Annotated in this window: 12 protein-coding genes and 1 pseudogene; 5 read left to right on the top strand and 8 right to left on the bottom strand. The window is 70.8% G+C overall.

Annotation, left to right across the window (positions count from 1 at the left end):
- The first annotated feature begins 55 nt into the window (after positions 1 to 55).
- The 3 genes from L324_RS03905 to galE all read left to right on the top strand — a co-directional run bounded on the left by L324_RS03905 (position 56) and on the right by galE (position 3,027).
- The gene (locus L324_RS03905; RefSeq protein ID WP_081736173.1) at positions 56 to 775 is read left to right on the top strand and encodes an iron-dependent transcriptional repressor DtxR; all 720 of its coding nucleotides are present in this window, start codon (positions 56 to 58) and stop codon (positions 773 to 775) included.
- Entirely contained in the window at positions 772 to 1,953 is a 1,182-nt protein-coding gene (gene galK / locus L324_RS03910) for a galactokinase (RefSeq protein WP_037304155.1), read from the top strand. The genes L324_RS03905 and galK overlap by 4 nt, the downstream gene beginning before the upstream one ends.
- Before the next feature lie 120 nt (positions 1,954 to 2,073).
- On the top strand, positions 2,074 to 3,027 hold the full coding sequence (galE, locus tag L324_RS03915) for a UDP-glucose 4-epimerase GalE (protein ID WP_152546687.1): 954 nt from the start codon (positions 2,074 to 2,076) through the stop codon (positions 3,025 to 3,027).
- On the opposite strand, the gene L324_RS03920 is transcribed toward galE, so the two are convergent.
- The 3 genes from L324_RS03920 to L324_RS03930 form a co-directional block, all read right to left on the bottom strand.
- A complete protein-coding gene (locus tag L324_RS03920) occupies positions 3,002 to 4,069 on the bottom strand; it encodes a DUF4192 domain-containing protein (RefSeq protein WP_037304157.1) in 1,068 nt (355 codons plus the stop codon). The genes galE and L324_RS03920 overlap by 26 nt on opposite strands.
- 151 nt (positions 4,070 to 4,220) lie before the next feature.
- A complete protein-coding gene (locus tag L324_RS03925; protein WP_037304160.1) occupies positions 4,221 to 5,075 on the bottom strand; it encodes a M23 family metallopeptidase in 855 nt (284 codons plus the stop codon).
- 600 nt (positions 5,076 to 5,675) lie between these two features.
- Complete coding sequence (locus L324_RS03930) at positions 5,676 to 7,487, bottom strand: Xaa-Pro dipeptidyl-peptidase (RefSeq protein ID WP_037304161.1); 1,812 nt, start codon at positions 7,485 to 7,487, stop codon at positions 5,676 to 5,678.
- Positions 7,488 to 7,573: 86 nt separating this feature from the next.
- On the opposite strand from L324_RS03930, the gene L324_RS03935 reads away from it, so the two are divergent.
- On the top strand, positions 7,574 to 9,139 hold the full coding sequence (locus tag L324_RS03935) for a DUF4139 domain-containing protein (RefSeq protein ID WP_037304162.1): 1,566 nt from the start codon (positions 7,574 to 7,576) through the stop codon (positions 9,137 to 9,139).
- A 28-nt stretch (positions 9,140 to 9,167) separates the two neighbouring features.
- On the opposite strand, the gene L324_RS42050 is transcribed toward L324_RS03935, so the two are convergent.
- Positions 9,168 to 11,828, bottom strand: coding sequence for a winged helix-turn-helix domain-containing protein (locus L324_RS42050; protein WP_037304163.1), 2,661 nt, complete (start codon positions 11,826 to 11,828; stop codon positions 9,168 to 9,170).
- Positions 11,813 to 12,031, bottom strand: coding sequence for a hypothetical protein (locus tag L324_RS42055; protein ID WP_037304164.1), 219 nt, complete (start codon positions 12,029 to 12,031; stop codon positions 11,813 to 11,815). The genes L324_RS42050 and L324_RS42055 overlap by 16 nt, the downstream gene beginning before the upstream one ends.
- Before the next feature lie 389 nt (positions 12,032 to 12,420).
- Here L324_RS42055 and L324_RS41290 point away from each other — a divergent pair.
- Positions 12,421 to 12,942 (top strand): annotated as a pseudogene (locus tag L324_RS41290) (GAP family protein); the annotation flags it as partial.
- Here the strand turns inward: L324_RS41290 and L324_RS43410 are convergent.
- The 3 genes from L324_RS43410 to L324_RS03965 are packed head-to-tail and all read right to left on the bottom strand — an operon-like array spanning position 12,885 to position 15,045.
- Positions 12,885 to 14,063, bottom strand: coding sequence for an AI-2E family transporter (locus L324_RS43410; RefSeq protein WP_051173604.1), 1,179 nt, complete (start codon positions 14,061 to 14,063; stop codon positions 12,885 to 12,887). The pseudogene L324_RS41290 and the gene L324_RS43410 sit on opposite strands and share 58 nt — an antisense overlap.
- Positions 14,057 to 14,515, bottom strand: a complete 459-nt coding sequence (locus L324_RS03960; RefSeq protein WP_037304167.1) for a DUF7144 family membrane protein — start codon at positions 14,513 to 14,515, stop codon at positions 14,057 to 14,059. Before L324_RS03960 ends, L324_RS43410 begins: the two co-directional genes overlap by 7 nt.
- On the bottom strand, positions 14,512 to 15,045 hold the full coding sequence (locus L324_RS03965; protein ID WP_037304168.1) for a DUF1269 domain-containing protein: 534 nt from the start codon (positions 15,043 to 15,045) through the stop codon (positions 14,512 to 14,514). The genes L324_RS03960 and L324_RS03965 overlap by 4 nt, the downstream gene beginning before the upstream one ends.
- Positions 15,046 to 15,063 lie beyond the last annotated feature (18 nt).

The raw sequence follows: 15,063 nt of genomic DNA on the forward strand, positions 1-15,063 counted from the left end.
CGCCCCGGGGCTTGTTGTCCCCACGCCTGCGTCGCTGTCGGTGCCAGCGACTACGATGAGCAACGCGGACGAAGGGGACAGCGTGAACGATCTCATCGACACCACAGAGATGTACTTGCGTACGATCTACGAGCTCGAAGAAGAGGGTGTCGTCCCGCTGCGGGCCCGGATCGCGGAACGGCTGCAGCAGAGCGGCCCGACCGTGAGCCAGACCGTCGCCAGGATGGAACGTGACGGACTGGTCGTCGTCGCGGACGACAGGCACCTGCAGCTGACCGAACACGGTCGCGAGCTCGCCATCGCGGTCATGCGCAAGCACCGGCTGGCCGAGCGCCTTCTGGTCGATGTGATCGGCTTGGAGTGGGAGCACGTCCACAACGAGGCCTGCCGCTGGGAACACGTGATGAGCGAGGCCGTCGAGCGCAAGCTGGTCAAGCTGCTCGACCACCCCACCACGTCGCCCTACGGCAACCCGATCCCGGGGCTGGACAAGCTCGGCGACGGCGATCCCGCCCCGCCGGCCGAGGCCGACCTGGTGCGGCTCGACGAGTTCGCCCGCACCGGTGGCGGCGAGGTCGAGATCCGGCGCATCGCCGAACACGTGCAGCTCGACGAGCTGCTGATGACCGAACTCAAGTCGGTCGGCATCGTGCCCGGCGGCCGGGTCAAGGTCGGCAAGGCCGCTCCCGGCGGCACCATCGAGGTCACCGGCGGCGACAACACCGCGCAGGTCCCCGTTTCGGCGCTCCACGCCGTGCTGGCGCAGGCCAGGTGAGCGCCGCGTCGGACGCCGTGGCGACCTTCCGGGCCCTCCACGACCGGGCTCCGGCCGGGATCTGGTCCGCGCCCGGCCGGGTGAACCTGATCGGTGAGCACACCGACTACAACGACGGTTTCGTGCTGCCGTTCGCCCTCCCGCACCGGCTCGCCGCCGCGGCGACCCCGCGTGAGGACGGCGTGCTGACCGTGGCCACGCTCGGCTCGGACGGCCGCGTCCAGGAATCGGGCCCGCTCACCATCGCCGATCTGGAGCCCGGTTCGGTCGAAGGGTGGGCCGCGTACCCCGCGGGGGTCACCTGGGTACTGCGGGGCCAGGGCCTCGGCAACGGCGCGGACCTGGTGATCGCCGGGGACGTGCCCTCGGGGGCGGGCCTGTCCTCCTCCCACGCGCTCGAATGCGCCGTCGCGCTCGCCCTCCTGGGGCTGGCGGGCATCACCCCGGGTGCCGGTGCGGGTTCGCCGACCCTGCACGAGGTCGCCCGGTGGGTGCAGCGTTCGGAGAACGACTTCGTCGGGGCGCCGACCGGTCTGCTCGACCAGACGGCTTCCCTGTGCTGCACCGAATCGAACGTGCTGTTCCTCGACGTCCGCTCCGGCGAGATGGAGCAGGTGCCGTTCCCGCTGGAGGAATCCGGCGTCCGGATCCTGATCATGGACACCCGCACGAAGCACTCGCACGCCGAGGGCGGCTACGGCGAACGCCGGAGGGGCTGTGAGCGCGCCGCGGAACTGCTCGGCGTGAAGGCACTGAGGGACATCGGTCTCAGCGGGCTGGACGCGGCACTCGCCAAGCTGCCGGACGAGCTGGTGCCGCTGGTGCGCCACGTGGTGACCGAGAACCAGCGGGTCCTCGACACCGTGGATCTGCTGCGGGACGGGCGGATCACCGAGATCGGCCCTCAGCTGGACGCCTCGCATGTCAGTATGCGCGACGACTACCGGATCTCCACCGCTGAACTCGACCTCGCCGTCGATTCGGCCCGCCAGGCCGGGGCGCTCGGGGCGCGGATGACCGGTGGCGGGTTCGGCGGTTCGGCGATCGCCCTGGTCCGCGAGTCCGATGTGGACGCTGTGGGACGAGCGGTGAAGGCCGCGTACGAAGCGGCGGAGCTGCGCCACCCCAGGCTGTTCACCGCGGTGCCGTCGCGGGGCGCGGGCCGGGACGAACTGTAGGCACTTGTCGGCGACCCCCGGGCAGGCCGTGGGCCCGGGGGCGAGGACACTGTGGAGCGACCGCATCCGCAGCAGAAAGGCGCGAACGTGACCGACGAACCGACCAAGACCCTGAAGCTGATGGTGACGGGCGGAGCCGGTTATGTGGGCAGCGTCTGCGCGGCCCGTCTCATCGAGGCCGGGCACGACGTCACCGTGGTCGACGACCTCTCCACCGGGCACTCCGACGCGGTGCACCCGGACGCCACCTTCGTCGAGGGTGACGCCGCCGAGGTCGCCCGGCGCCTGCTCGGCGACGGTTTCGACGGTGTCCTCCACTTCGCCGCCAAGTCGCTGGTCGGCGAGTCGATGACGGATCCGGCGAAGTACTGGGAGGGCAACGTCCTGACCTCGCTTCGCCTGCTCGAGGCGATGCGCGACCACGGCACGAAGCGGCTGGTGTTCTCGTCCACGGCGGCCACCTACGGCGAGCCCGAGTCCTCCCCCATTCCCGAATCCGCGCCGACGCGGCCGACGAACACCTACGGCGCGACGAAGCTGGCCATCGACCACGCGATCACGTCGTTCTCGCGCGCTCACGGCATCGCCGCGGCGAGCCTGCGCTACTTCAACGTCGCCGGTGCCTACGGCTCCTTCGGCGAGCGGCACGCCACCGAGACCCACCTGATCCCCCTCGTCCTCCAGGTCGCCACCGGGGACCGCGAGCGGATCCAGATCTTCGGTGACGACTATCCGACCGCGGACGGCACCGCCATCCGCGACTACATCCACGTGGTCGACCTCGCCGACGCGCACCTGCTGGCCCTGCGCCACGTGATCGACGGCGAGCACCGCATCTACAACCTCGGCAGCGGTACCGGGTTCTCCGTGCTCGAGGTGATCGAGGCGTGCCGCCGCGTCACCGGTCACGAGATCCCCGCCGCGGTCGCGCCGCGCCGGGCGGGCGACCCGTCGGTGCTGGTGGCCTCCAGCGAGCGAGCGGACGGCGAACTCGGGTGGAAGCCCGAGCGCACCGATCTCGACGGCATCGTGGCCGACGCCTGGGAGTTCACGCGGTCCCGCCGGACAGCCTGAGCCCGATCGTGGGCGGCGGCCCTTCCTCGCGTTGCCGCAGGACGATCCCGGCCAGTTCGGACGGTGGCAGCATCGCGTCCAAGGCGACCGTCAGCAGCCTGGCCAGTCCGTGTTCCGGGTCGACCTCACAGGCCCTGGCCAGTGCCATCCCGGCGACGGTCAGGTCACCGCGGGCGTAGGCGGCGTGCGCCTTCAGGCACAGCGCCTCGGCCGATTCGGGTTCGGGTAACTCCCGGGCCAGGCGGAGCCAGAGCTCTTCCGCGGTACGCGCCAGCGTCGACTCCGCGGGAGCGGCGGTGAGCAGGCAGGCGCCCCGGACCTCGACCAGGGAAAGCGCCCACGCCAGCCGGATGGCCTGATCGTCGGTGAGTTCCTGGTCGCCACCCGCGAAGCGGTCGAGCGCGGCGTTCACCTCGGCGAGCGCCGCCTCGACGACGTCGCCTTCTCCCCAGGGCGGATCGGCCAGCCTGGTCAGGAGGTCTGCGCGCCGCGCGAGCGTTTCCGGCGGACCGGGGTCGAAAAGGCGTTGCAGTTCTTCCCGGCTCTCGCGGGTGATGCGGCCGTCGCTGGTGACGATCGCGGCCATCACCGACTCGCGGGGGTCGGGCAGGACGCCGCCGCAGGTCCTGTCCCGGTAGCACCCCCACCGCGCACCCGCGGTGATCCGAGGCACCCACAGCGGGTGCAGGAGGGGGATGCCGTACTCCGCGAGCGCGGATTCCAGGCGCCGGACGAACCGGCGGCGAGGCGGCCGCCCGGCCGGATTCGGCGAGCCGCCGCCGATGACGGCCACGGTCGCACCGGTGTGCGCGGTCGCGGCCAGCCGGGCCGCGAGATCGAGCGCCTGGTCTTTCTCCAGGCCGGGCGGCGGGAGGTCCACGCGCAGGGTGAGGCCCTGCCGTTTGCGGTCCGGCCCTCGCTGGCCGAAGACGACGACGGAGTCCTCGGGATGGAAGCCGAGGATGTACGGGATCGCGGCGAGCAGGTCCGCCGGATCCTTCAGATCGACCTTGGGCCTGCCGGTCGGGGTGGTTGTGGTCATGCCCCCACCTTGCGGCGGGAAGGGGGCCGCCGGGTGGGGGCAGGACAGATCTGTGGACAACCGGGGGCGTTGTGGACAACCGCCACCGGGACCGGCCGAGTGGACGCCGATCCTGTCGGTGGGGTGGTCTACAGTGCCCTGCCCCGCGGGGTCAGTCGCAGTGTTCGAACGGGCTCTCATAGGCGTTCGACCCGACCGAGCCACCCCACTTGACGCAGATGGAGTCGGCCGCCTTCTTCACCGGTCCGGCGTAGTAGGTGAAGCTGCCGGAGTCGGTCACGCGGGCCGATCCCTGGACTTCGAGGAAGGCCGACACCGGCGACGCGGTGCCGAGCGAGACCGCCTTCAGCGTCGTCACGCAGTTGGACTTCGTCGAAGAGTTGTAGAGCAGGTACGCCGTGCCCGAATTGTTCGCGAGCGCCTGCGAGTCGACCACCGAGAACCCGCTGCCGCACACCTCCGTGGCCTCGTACGGGTTACCGCCGCACGAGTTCTTGCTGGTGAAGTCGGTGTGGCCGTAGTACGGCACCGCGACCCCGTTCAGCGTCGCCTTCTGCACCACCCCGTTGAGCCGCTCTTCGAAGTGCAGGTGCGGCCCGGTCACCCCGCCGGTCGCGCCGGCCGTGCCGAGCTGCTTGCCGAGGCTGACGGCCTGGCCGACCGAGACGGACTGCGTCGACAGATGGGCGTAGCGGGTACGCCAGCCGCCGCCGTGGTCGACCTCGACCCAGCGCCCGTAGCTCGTGCTGCCTTCGTCGGCGACGCGCGTGACGGTGCCGCCCGCCGAGGCCAGCACCGGCATCCCGGTGATCCCCGACTTCTGGAAGTCGACCGAGTTCGCCGGGCTGTGCCCGCTGAACGTCGCGGCCGTGACCGTCACACCGCATTTGAACGGGACCTGGAAATTCGGGGCGGCCGACGCCTGCGTCGTCCCGGCCATGGTCAGGCCGAGCGCGGGGATGACGGTGGCCGCGGCGAGTACCGCGAGGCGGCGCAACCTGGACATGGAGACCTCCATCAGCTGGGGAAGCCGGACACGTCGAAGCAAAGACGGAGGAAATACATTTTCCATACAAGCCCGCGGCCGGGTGGGTGTTTTCCGCCCTCGGGCGTGAAGGCATCCTTCGCCACTCTTAAGGTCAGGGTCCCGGCAAAGTCGCAGGGCGTCGCCGGTCAGGTGAGCCGAGACCGACGCGCCCGTTTTCGGGTAATGCGCACGGCTTCGTCACGAGTCCGCGCCTTCGCCCCATATGGTCACTCGCTGTGGCTGGCGACGCGTAAGTGTTACCGCTCGTGAGGGGTGTGTGGATATAGGGACGTTGAACGTCCCTATATCCACACACCCCTCACGTCATTCCCCACTCTTGGGGTCAGGGTCCCGGCAAAGTCGCAGAGTTGCTGGTCTGCGCTGTTCTTGATCGTCCGGGTGTGGCATCGCCGACGCCTCCACACTCGGGGGTGCGCCGGGTTCCGGGCATGTCCCTGATCCTCTGTTGATCAAGCTTCGCAACCGGCGTGCCCCGCGACGATGAAGGAATTGGGACACTCAACGTCCCGATTCCTTCATCGACGGCCTGCACGCGCTTCAGGGCCGGACCGGCCGGGCTCAGCCGAAGGCGGCACGCAGCGCGGGCTTCCCGCCCGCCACCGGCAGCACCACGCTGGTGCGGTTCAGTTCCAGCGCGACCCCCGCCCCGGGCTTCGGCCGGAGCGTGTAGTCGTGGTCGCTGGAGGCCAGCAGGAACTCGATCTTGTGCCCGGCCGCGAGCAGGTAGTCCTTCGCGACCAGTTCGACCTCGACGCGGTAGCTCTCACCGGGGGTGATCGGATCGGTGCGCGCCGGGTCGCGGCGGTTCTGCGGGTCGGTCCAGCCGCGGCTGATCACCTTGGCCGTGCCGTCCGGGGCACGGTCGACCAGCACCGCCGTCACGTTCGCGGCGGGCTTGTCGAAGGAGACCGACAGACCGGCCTTAGCGGTGCCGGAGAGGCGCACGGGCTGCTTCGCCGCGGAGGTCGAGTACAGCAGCCTGTTGCCCGACGACGCCGCGTCGGCGAGCTGCTCGATGGTCTTGCTCGCGTCGTCGGCCAGTTTCTCGACGGCGGGCTTGCCGGGAACGGGCTTCCGCGTGTCGAGCGTGCCCTTCGAGGAGCCACCGGGCCACGGGTAGAGCTTCACGTCCTCGGTGCCGGGCAGCGGCCACTCGGGCTCGTCCGCCCACGACTTGTCCTCGCGCTGGATGGTGGCCTTCGGCTCCCGCTCGATGCCGTTGTCCACGTCGTAGAGGTAGTGCGACATCCACTTGTTCAGCGTGGTGAGCCAGACGTCGCGGCGGAGGCTGTACGGGTCGGCGTGCCCGGCCTGGTGCAGCCAGATCTTGTGCTCGACGCCGCGCGCCTTGAGCATCTCGTACCACCGCGTGCCCTGGTCGGTCTTGACGTTCCAGTCGCCGAGGCCGTGCACGACGAGCACCGAAGCGCGCACCTTGTTCACGTCGTTGCGGTAGTTGCGCACATCCCAGAAGGGGCTGTAGTCGCCGGTCACCCGGTCCTGGTCGACGGCGATGCCGTCGATGAGCGGGCGGCAGACGGCGCGGTCCTGTCGCGTGTAGACGTAGTCGGCGAGCACGTCCGCGTCCTCGCCCTGGAAGCCGCCCGCCGCGACGACGGCGCCGTCGTTGCGGTAGTAGTCGTACCAGCTGGAGATCGCCGCGATCGGGACGATCGTCTCCAGCCCTTCGACGCCGGTGCTGGCCACCGCGTTGGGCAGCGTCCCGTTGTAGGAGACGCCCATCATGCCGGTCTTGCCGGTGCTCCAGTCCGCGACCGCGGCCTTGCCCGCCGCGTCCCGCGCCGTCGTCCTGCCGTTCAGCCAGTCCACAATGGACTTCGCGCCGATGGTCTCGTTGACGTCGCCGGTGCTCGGGCAGCCGGTGGACTGGCCGCTGCCGAGCGATTCGCCGTACACCACCGCGAACCCGCGGGCGGTGAAGTAGTCCTGGTAGCGCCAGCTGATCGGCACCGCGTTCGGGCCGACGGAGCTGGTCGCGATCCGCGGGCCCGCGGGCGCGCGCTTCGCGCCGGGCACGTACAGCTCGACGTCGACGTTGTGGTTCGCGACGTCGTTGCCGCCCGCGTAGTACGGGCTGGCCTGGTAGACGACCGGGACCTTCATCCCCTGCTGCGTCGCGCGCGGCCGCACCACCTCCGCGTGCACGAGGTCGTCCTTGCCGTCGCCGTCGCTGTCGACGGGCGCGGTGACCCAGACGTTCTCCCGGATGACATCGGCCGGGTCGAAGACCGGCTGCGCCTGACCGTCCTTGAAGACCGGCGCCGGCGGCGTATCGGCCTGGGCCGGCAAAGCCGTCGCCGGCAGGACCAGGACGGCGGTGAACAAGGCAGCGAGCCTGGCGACTCTCACGTGACCCCCAAAACGGGCATGGCGGGCAGGACCCAGCTGAGGTTTCCGGCCACCCGAACAGGTGTCAAGAGACTAACGTCGGGGGCATGCCGAGCACCGTGGAAGCCCCGATCGTCGCCGTCACCGTCTACCCGCACCACGCCCGGATCACCAGGCGGGCGTCGGCGCGCCTCGACGGGGAAACGCGCTTCGCCTTCGCGGGCCTGCCGTGGAACCTCGACGCCGATTCGGTCCGGGTCACCGGTTCCGGCCCGGCGGTCATCGCCGGGGTCGACGTCGCCGTCGAACGCCATCCCGCGCCCGCGGACGCCTCCCTGCGCGCGCTGACCGAGCGCCGGGAGACCGCCCAGGCCGAGGTCGACGAGGTCGCGGACGCCGTGGCCGCAGAAACCGCGAAGGTCGACCTGCTGACCGGGGTGGCGGCACGCAGCGGCAAGAGTTTCGCGAAGGCGCTCGCGGCGGGCACGGCGGAACCGCCCCGGGTCGCCGAAGTCACCGACGCGCTCGGCGCGCAGCTGGCCGACGCCCTCGGGAAACGGCGCGAACTCGGCGTCCGGCTCGCCCGGCTCCGCGACGACCTCGGCGCGCTGGACCGCGAGATCCAGGCGAAGCAGGGCGTGTCCGAAGTGGACAGCGCGACGGTCACCGTCGAGCTGGAGAGCCAGGAGGACGGGGCCGGGATCGGGCTCGAACTGTCCTATGTGGTCGCGAACGCGAGCTGGGAACCGGGCTACGACGTCCGCGTCCGCGGCGAGGACGTCACGGTGACCTGGTACGGGCGGATCACCCAGCACACCGGCGAGGACTGGCCGGAATGCGAGCTGGCCCTCTCCACCGCGCGCCCGGCGAACACGGTGGAGGTGCCGGAACTCGCGCCGTGGTTCCTCGACCGGGTACGCCCGGTCCAGCCGTTGATGGCGCGTGCGGCGTACGGCAGTGCTTCACCCGCGGGCGGCGGGATCCCGGAGGCGGTGGGCATGGCGGCGCCCGCCGCGCCCGCGATGGTGGCGCGGACGGCCTCCGTCGAGGAGGGCACCACCGCCGTCACCTACCGTCCCGGCCGCCCGGCGGCGGTGCCGTCGGGCGCGCAGGGCCACCGGACGACGCTGGCGCAGCTGGACCTGACGGCGAAACTGGGCTACGTCACCGCCCCCTCGATCTCGCCGGAGGCCTACCTGCGGGCGACCGTGGTCAACACCTCCGAGCACACGCTGCGGCCGGGGAAGGCGTCGGTCTTCCACGAGACGGAGTTCGTCGGCACCACGCGGCTGGAGGTCTGGGCGCCGGGCGAGGAACTCGAACTCGCCCTCGGCGTGGACGACCGGATCCGGGTCGAGCGGGAACTCACCCACCGCTCGGCGAGCAAGGCGGCGCTGTCCGGCGTGCGGAAACGCGAGGCGGCCTACACCACGACCATCACCAACCACAGCCCGCGCGAAGCGGTCGTGACCGTACTGGACCAGGCGCCGGTCTCCCGCGACGACGCGATCACGGTCCGGGACGTGCGCACCGTGCCGGAGCCGGTGGAGCGGACCGAGCTGGGCGAGTTCACCTGGCGGCTGACGCTCGCTCCGGGCGCGAACGCCGTCGTGACGCTCGGGTACCGGGTGGACGTCGCGAAGGGGGTCGAGCTGTCGGGATGGCGCGAGTAGGCCCGACGACGCTGTCGGGCGGCGGCGCCTACAACAGGCCACGCCGTCGTGCGGCGACGACGGCGTCCCGGCGGTGGTTGACGCCGAGCTTCCGGTAGATACCGCGAAGATGGGTCTTGACCGTGTTCACCGACACGAAGAGCGAATCGGCGATCTGCTCCGTGGTGCGCATGGACGGAAGCTCGGTGAGGAGTTCGAGTTCGCGTGAGGTGAGCGGGTCGACCGGCCCCGCCGGGTGGGCGGGCAGTGCCTGCAGGACGGTGCTCGCGAACTCCTCGGTGCGCCCGAACCTCCCGGCACCGCGCACCAGGAGTTCCCGGACGCGCCGTCCGGCGTCGTGGAACGGCCGCAGCGCCTGCTGGGGCGCCGCGAGGTCGAGTGCGCGGCCCACGGCGCTGTGCGCCTGGTTCTGTTCACCGGCCTGGTCGGCCAGTACCGCTTCGAGGAGCCAGCACTCGATGAGGGTCTGCGCCACCAGCGGCCTGGTCTGCCGCTCGATGACCGGCCGCAGCCGCCGGCGCGCGGCACCGGTCCTTCCGCGCTGTATATGCACGAGGGTGCTCAGCAGCGCGTGCTCCGCGTAGGGCGCGAGCAGATGCCGATGCCGTTCGGTCACGTCCGTCGCCCAGGTGGGCTCCCCGACGCGCAGGGCCAGCCGCTGCTCGATCGGGGCCGTGCAAGCGACGAGCCACGGGGCGACCGGTTCGGCCGCGAGACGTTTCCGGTGCCCCCGCAGCGTTTCGACGACGGCGTGCGGATCGGCGGCGAGACCGAATTCGACGGCGGCGCCGAGCGTCACCGTCAGCATCTCCACCCCCGGCTCCACGACCGCGGGCGAGAGCCTGGTGGCCAATGCGGAGAACCGGCGGGCGCTCTCCTGGTCCAGCCGCTGGTAGGCCGCCATCCCGAGGACGGCGTACAGGAAGGCGGTGCGCGACGTCTCGGTCCAGCCGCGCGAGCGGGCCAGTTCGAGGGCGGCGCCGGTGTGCACGGCCAGCCCGGCGAGGTCGCCCTGGACCCGGGCGATGCCCGCGAGGTGGACCTCGCACTGCAACCGGACGGCGTCGCGTTGTTCCAGGGTGGCAGTCCGCAGCGCCCGTTCCAGATCCTCGGCGGCGCCGGGGAGGTCGCCCAGCCACAAGGCCGCGGTCCCCCGGGTGACCAGCGCGAGCAGGTCGAGGTCGACGTCGCCGGTGTCGCCCGCGCTCGTGGCACGGAGCCCCGCGAGCGCCTTGTCCAGCTGCCCGCCGTACCTCGCCCGGTACAGGACGGCCACGGCGTTCAGCGCGCGCAGCCGCCCGGACCGCAACGGCTGGGCCGAATTGTCGATCCTGCCGAGGTACCGGTCCGCCGCCACGAGGTCGTGGGCGTCGAGCGCGGCGACGGCGGCGATGAGCGCCACCTGGGGCCGGGCCAGGATGTGGTCCGGCAACTCGCCGAGCAGCGCGTGCAACCGCGGCCCATGTCCACTGAGGACGGTCTGGAGCCCCGACCGCTGGACGTACCGGGTGATCAGTTCGTCGTCCTGCGCCGCGATGCCGTGCTCCAGCGCCGAAAGCACGTCACCGGAGTCGGTGAACCATTCGGCGGCCGAACGGTGGAGCCTGCGGTGGGCGCTGGGATGACGCCGGTTGAGTTCCGCGCGCAGGTAGTCGCGCAGCAGCGGATGGCAGCGGTAGCGAAAGCCGTGCCGCGTGACCAGCGCGTTGGTGCGGGTGAGCGTGTACAGGATGTGCCCGGAGTTCTCCTGCCCGGTCAGCCGGGTGGCCAGTTCGTCGCTGATGTCCGGGCAGATCGACGTGCTCAAGAGGAACTCGCGGATCTGCGCCGGTTGCGGGCCGACGATCTCCGCGCCCAAGTACTCGGCGAGCAGCCGGTCGTCGCCGGTGAAGGCCCGGATCGCCGCGCCGGTGTCCGGTGCGGTGGCCAGCGCGAGGGTGAGGAACCGCAGCCCCGCGGCCCAGCCTTCCGTTCGCGCGGAGATCTCGTCCAGATCCGCCTTGGACAGCGCGAGGTGCTGTCCGGCGAGCAGCTTCCCGATCTCTTCCTCGGTGAAGTTCAGCTGGCGCGCCGTGATCTCGCGCAGCCTCCCTTCGAGCCGGATCCGGGGCAGGATCAGCGGCGGCGGGAACCGGGTCGCGATGACGATCCGCACTCGCGGCGGCAGATAACGCAACAGCAGGTTCACGTTCTTGACCGCGTCCGGTGCGGACAGTTCATGGGCGTTGTCCAGCACCAGGATCACCGGCCGCGGGAGGCGGGCGCACGCGTCGGTGAACGCGCCGACATATTCGTGCGCCGAAGCGTCCCGGGGGATCGCGGGCACCGGGACCGAGCCGTCCCCGGCGCTCCGCTGCAGCGCGCGGAGGATCGACGACCACAGGGAGAACACCTTGTTGTCGTTGGCGTCCAAGGAGATCCAGGCGAGGTGCTCGGCGGCCGGGTGATTCCGCGCGCGCCGCCGGAACCAGCTGCCGAGCAGGACTGTCTTGCCGGATCCCGCCGGTGCGTTGAGCAGCGTGACACTGGGGATCTCCCCTGAGGTGGCCTGGTCGAGCGCGTCCAGGAGACGGTCCCGTTCGAGCACATCGGAGGCGGGTGGCGGCGGGGCGAGTTTCGGCGACGGCACCACACCGGGCCCTCGGCCGTGGGTCGCGGTTCCTTCGAGGCGGGTCACCGGCCGGCGCATGACATCGCCGCACTGGACAGGGCATGCCAGACGAAAGCGAAAACGCGGGAAGTCCCGCTGATGGCGAAGCCCAGACCGGAAAGGACGGCGTCCTCCTTCCCCAATGCCCCGCTTTCCCCTGGTTGCGCCGAAAGGACCAGCACGAAGGTCAGTACCGCCAGGACGAGTTTGGCTCTGGACCGACGACGCGGCTCAGTGCTCACCGATTGTCTCCCTTCGATTCCCCAGACGAGTGAGGGGACCGATCTTGCTCACCCCGCGCGGCGGTCACCTCCTCCCTGGCGGGTGAGTCGGGGCGTCACTCGTAGCGAAGAGTGTTCGAAACAAAGGATTTCTCGCCGAGGGTGACGAGACCGAGGGGTCGTTTTCACCCGCCACGAAGGAAGAACCCAGGGTCCCGGCGGCGCATCCTGGAGATCGCGGATCAGGAAGCGCCTGGCTTCGGCGGTGAGACCGCCGCGCGAGCGTTGCCCGTCGCCGTCGGGGACAACCGGTGGCGGGCAACGCGATTCGCTGTCACGACGGTCTCGGACGGGGAGTTTCGGCAATGACGGACGGTTCGCTCTCGGTGCTCCCGCTCGCGATCACCATGATGGCCGGACCGCAGTTCGTGTCCGCGCTGATCCTGATCACGACGGCACGCGCGGTCCCGACCTCGCTCGCGTTCGTGGCGGGGGTCGCCACGGCCGCGACGGCGGGGACCGCGCTGACCACCTGGCTGGCGGGACTTCTCCCGCCCGACCCCCTCGTCTCCGGTTCGGACGGCTCCCTCTACGCCCTCGTCCAGTACGCGCTGGTGGCGCTCCTGCTGGGCATCGCGATCTGGAACTGGACGCACCGCGAGACCGCGGAACCGCCGAAATGGCTGGGATCGCTCATGTCGGCGGGACCGCGGCGAGGATTCCGCACCGGATTCCTGCTCATCGCGTTCTTTCCGTCGGACATCGTGGTGATGTGCGTCGTCGGCCTCGAGCTCGGCCGCGGCGGGGCGGGATTCGGCGCGGCGCTGCCGTTCCTCGCGGCCACCACCCTGATCGCCGCCCTGCCGCTACTGGCCTACCTCCTCTTCCGGCGGCGGGCGGCCCGGGTCATGCCCGCCATCCGCGATTGGACGAACGACCACGGCTGGTTGCTGAACATCGTGGCGTGTCTCTTCTTCGTCGTGCTCATCCTGTTCTGACCGCTCACCGGTTCCCGCCGGGACGAGCCCAGCAGCGCCGTGACCCAGCTGTGGCCCGGATCGTCGACGAGGATGGCCAGCGCGAGCAGGGTCGCCGGTACGGAAAGCAGCGTCCCGAGCGGGCCGAGCACCCAGGCCCAGAACACCAGTGCGACGAACGTCGCCGTGCCCGACAGGCCGACGGCGTTGCCGACGTACCTCGGCTGGATCAGCGACTGCAGCACGAAGTTGATCGCGAGGTAGACCACCGCCACCGCCGCCATGGCCCGCCAGCCACCGTCGAGGAGCGCGAGGGTGGCCGGCGGGGCGAGACCGAGCAGGAAGCCGATCGTCGGGATGTAGTTGGTCACGAAGGAAAGCAGGCCCCACAACAACGCGAGCGGGACGCCCAGCAGGACCAGCGCGAGCGCGTCCAGCGCGGCGACCACGAGACCGAAGACGGTGGTCACCACCAGGTACACCCGGACGCGGCGGCCGAAGTCGCGCAGTGCCTCGGCCGTCCGCGCCCGGTCACCCGCGATCCCGGCGATGCGGCCGTCGATGTCCGCCGTTTCGGCGCTGAGGAACAGCAACAGTCCCAGCAGGAAGACCAGGCTCGTGGTGAGCCCGGTCAGGTCCCCGAGCAGGGCGCCCGCGTACGAGACGAGCTTGCCGGGGTCGAGTGTCCCGGCGAGGTCCCGCAGCCGGGCGGGATCGGCGCCGAACTTCGACGGCACGGCGGCGATTTCGGCGTACAACGCGGTGATCCGATCGGCGTACCGCGGCAGGAGCGACGCGAGCTGCGCGACCGACACGATCATCGCGACGCAGAAGGCGACGAGGATCCCGTAGACGAACACCACGAGCGCCGCCGTCGCCGCCCAGCGCGGGAACCCGAGGCGCCGCAGCCTGCCGTGCGCGGGACCGAGCGTGATCACGATGACCAGCGCCAGCAACGTCGGCGCCGCCAGCCACGCGATCGCCTTGACCCCCGCGATACCGACCACGAGCGCCGCCGTCCCGAGCAGGACGGCGAGCGCTCGCGGTGTTCGGGAGGTGGGCTGGTCCGTCACCACGACCCGCGATCCGGGATCTCGTCACCGTGGACGAGGACCGCCCAGATGACGGTCACGCACAGGGCGATCACGATCATCGACCACACCGGATGCGCCGAAAGGAACACCAGATGGGTCACCGCGTTCCCGGCCGCGAAGAGCACCGCGACCACCCGCGCCCAGATCGCGCCCGAGAGGAGGAAACCACCGGAGACCGCCACCAGCGCGCCACCCACCACGTGGGCCCACGCCCAGCCGGTCACGTCCAGGAAGAGGGTGTACTCCGGGCCGGAGATGTAGTAGCCGCCCTGGAACAGGGCCACGATCCCGGCGATGACGTCGAAGACACCGAGCATGAGCATGACCACACTCGCGAAGACGAGCCAACCCGCCCAGACCGGGCGTATGCCGGACCGGCGCTCTCCCCTGCGGGCATCGGTGAGATCGGCTTCGGCACCCCACTGCGCGCTCATTTCCGCCCCGTTCCCGGTGCACCGGCGGTCTGTGGTTCCTGCTCTGTCGCGAAACTCTCGCGCAAGGCGTTCTCCTGTTCGGTGTCCAGGTTCGTGAAGAGCAGTTCCGGCGCTTCGTCACCGGCGAAGGCGTCCCGCACCTTGTCGATGACCGCGCCCGAAGTGAGCAGGAACAAGGCCGACGTGCCTTCGGTGACCTCTCCCCTGACCTGCTTGATCAGGTCGTCGTCGATGCCGTAGTCCGACGTCAGGCCGCCGACGGCACCCGCGGCGGCGCCGAGGGCCGCGCCGAGCAGGGGCACGAGGAAGATCAGGCCGAACAGCAGTCCCCAGAACGCGCCGCTCAGCGCGCCCCGTCCGGCCAGGTCGCGTAACTGGCGGAGTTTCGGTTTGGACGCTCCTTCCGGCCACGACACCGTCGCGGCGTCGTGTACCGAGATGAGCTGGTTCTTCGCCAAGCGCTTCACCGTCTCCGCCGCGCCGTCCGCGCCCTCTGCCGAGCGGAACAACCAGATGGTCAACGTGTCCACGACTCACCGTCCCTTCTG

The sequence above is a fragment of the Amycolatopsis orientalis DSM 40040 = KCTC 9412 genome (assembly GCF_000478275.1).
Classification (GTDB): domain Bacteria; phylum Actinomycetota; class Actinomycetes; order Mycobacteriales; family Pseudonocardiaceae; genus Amycolatopsis; species Amycolatopsis orientalis.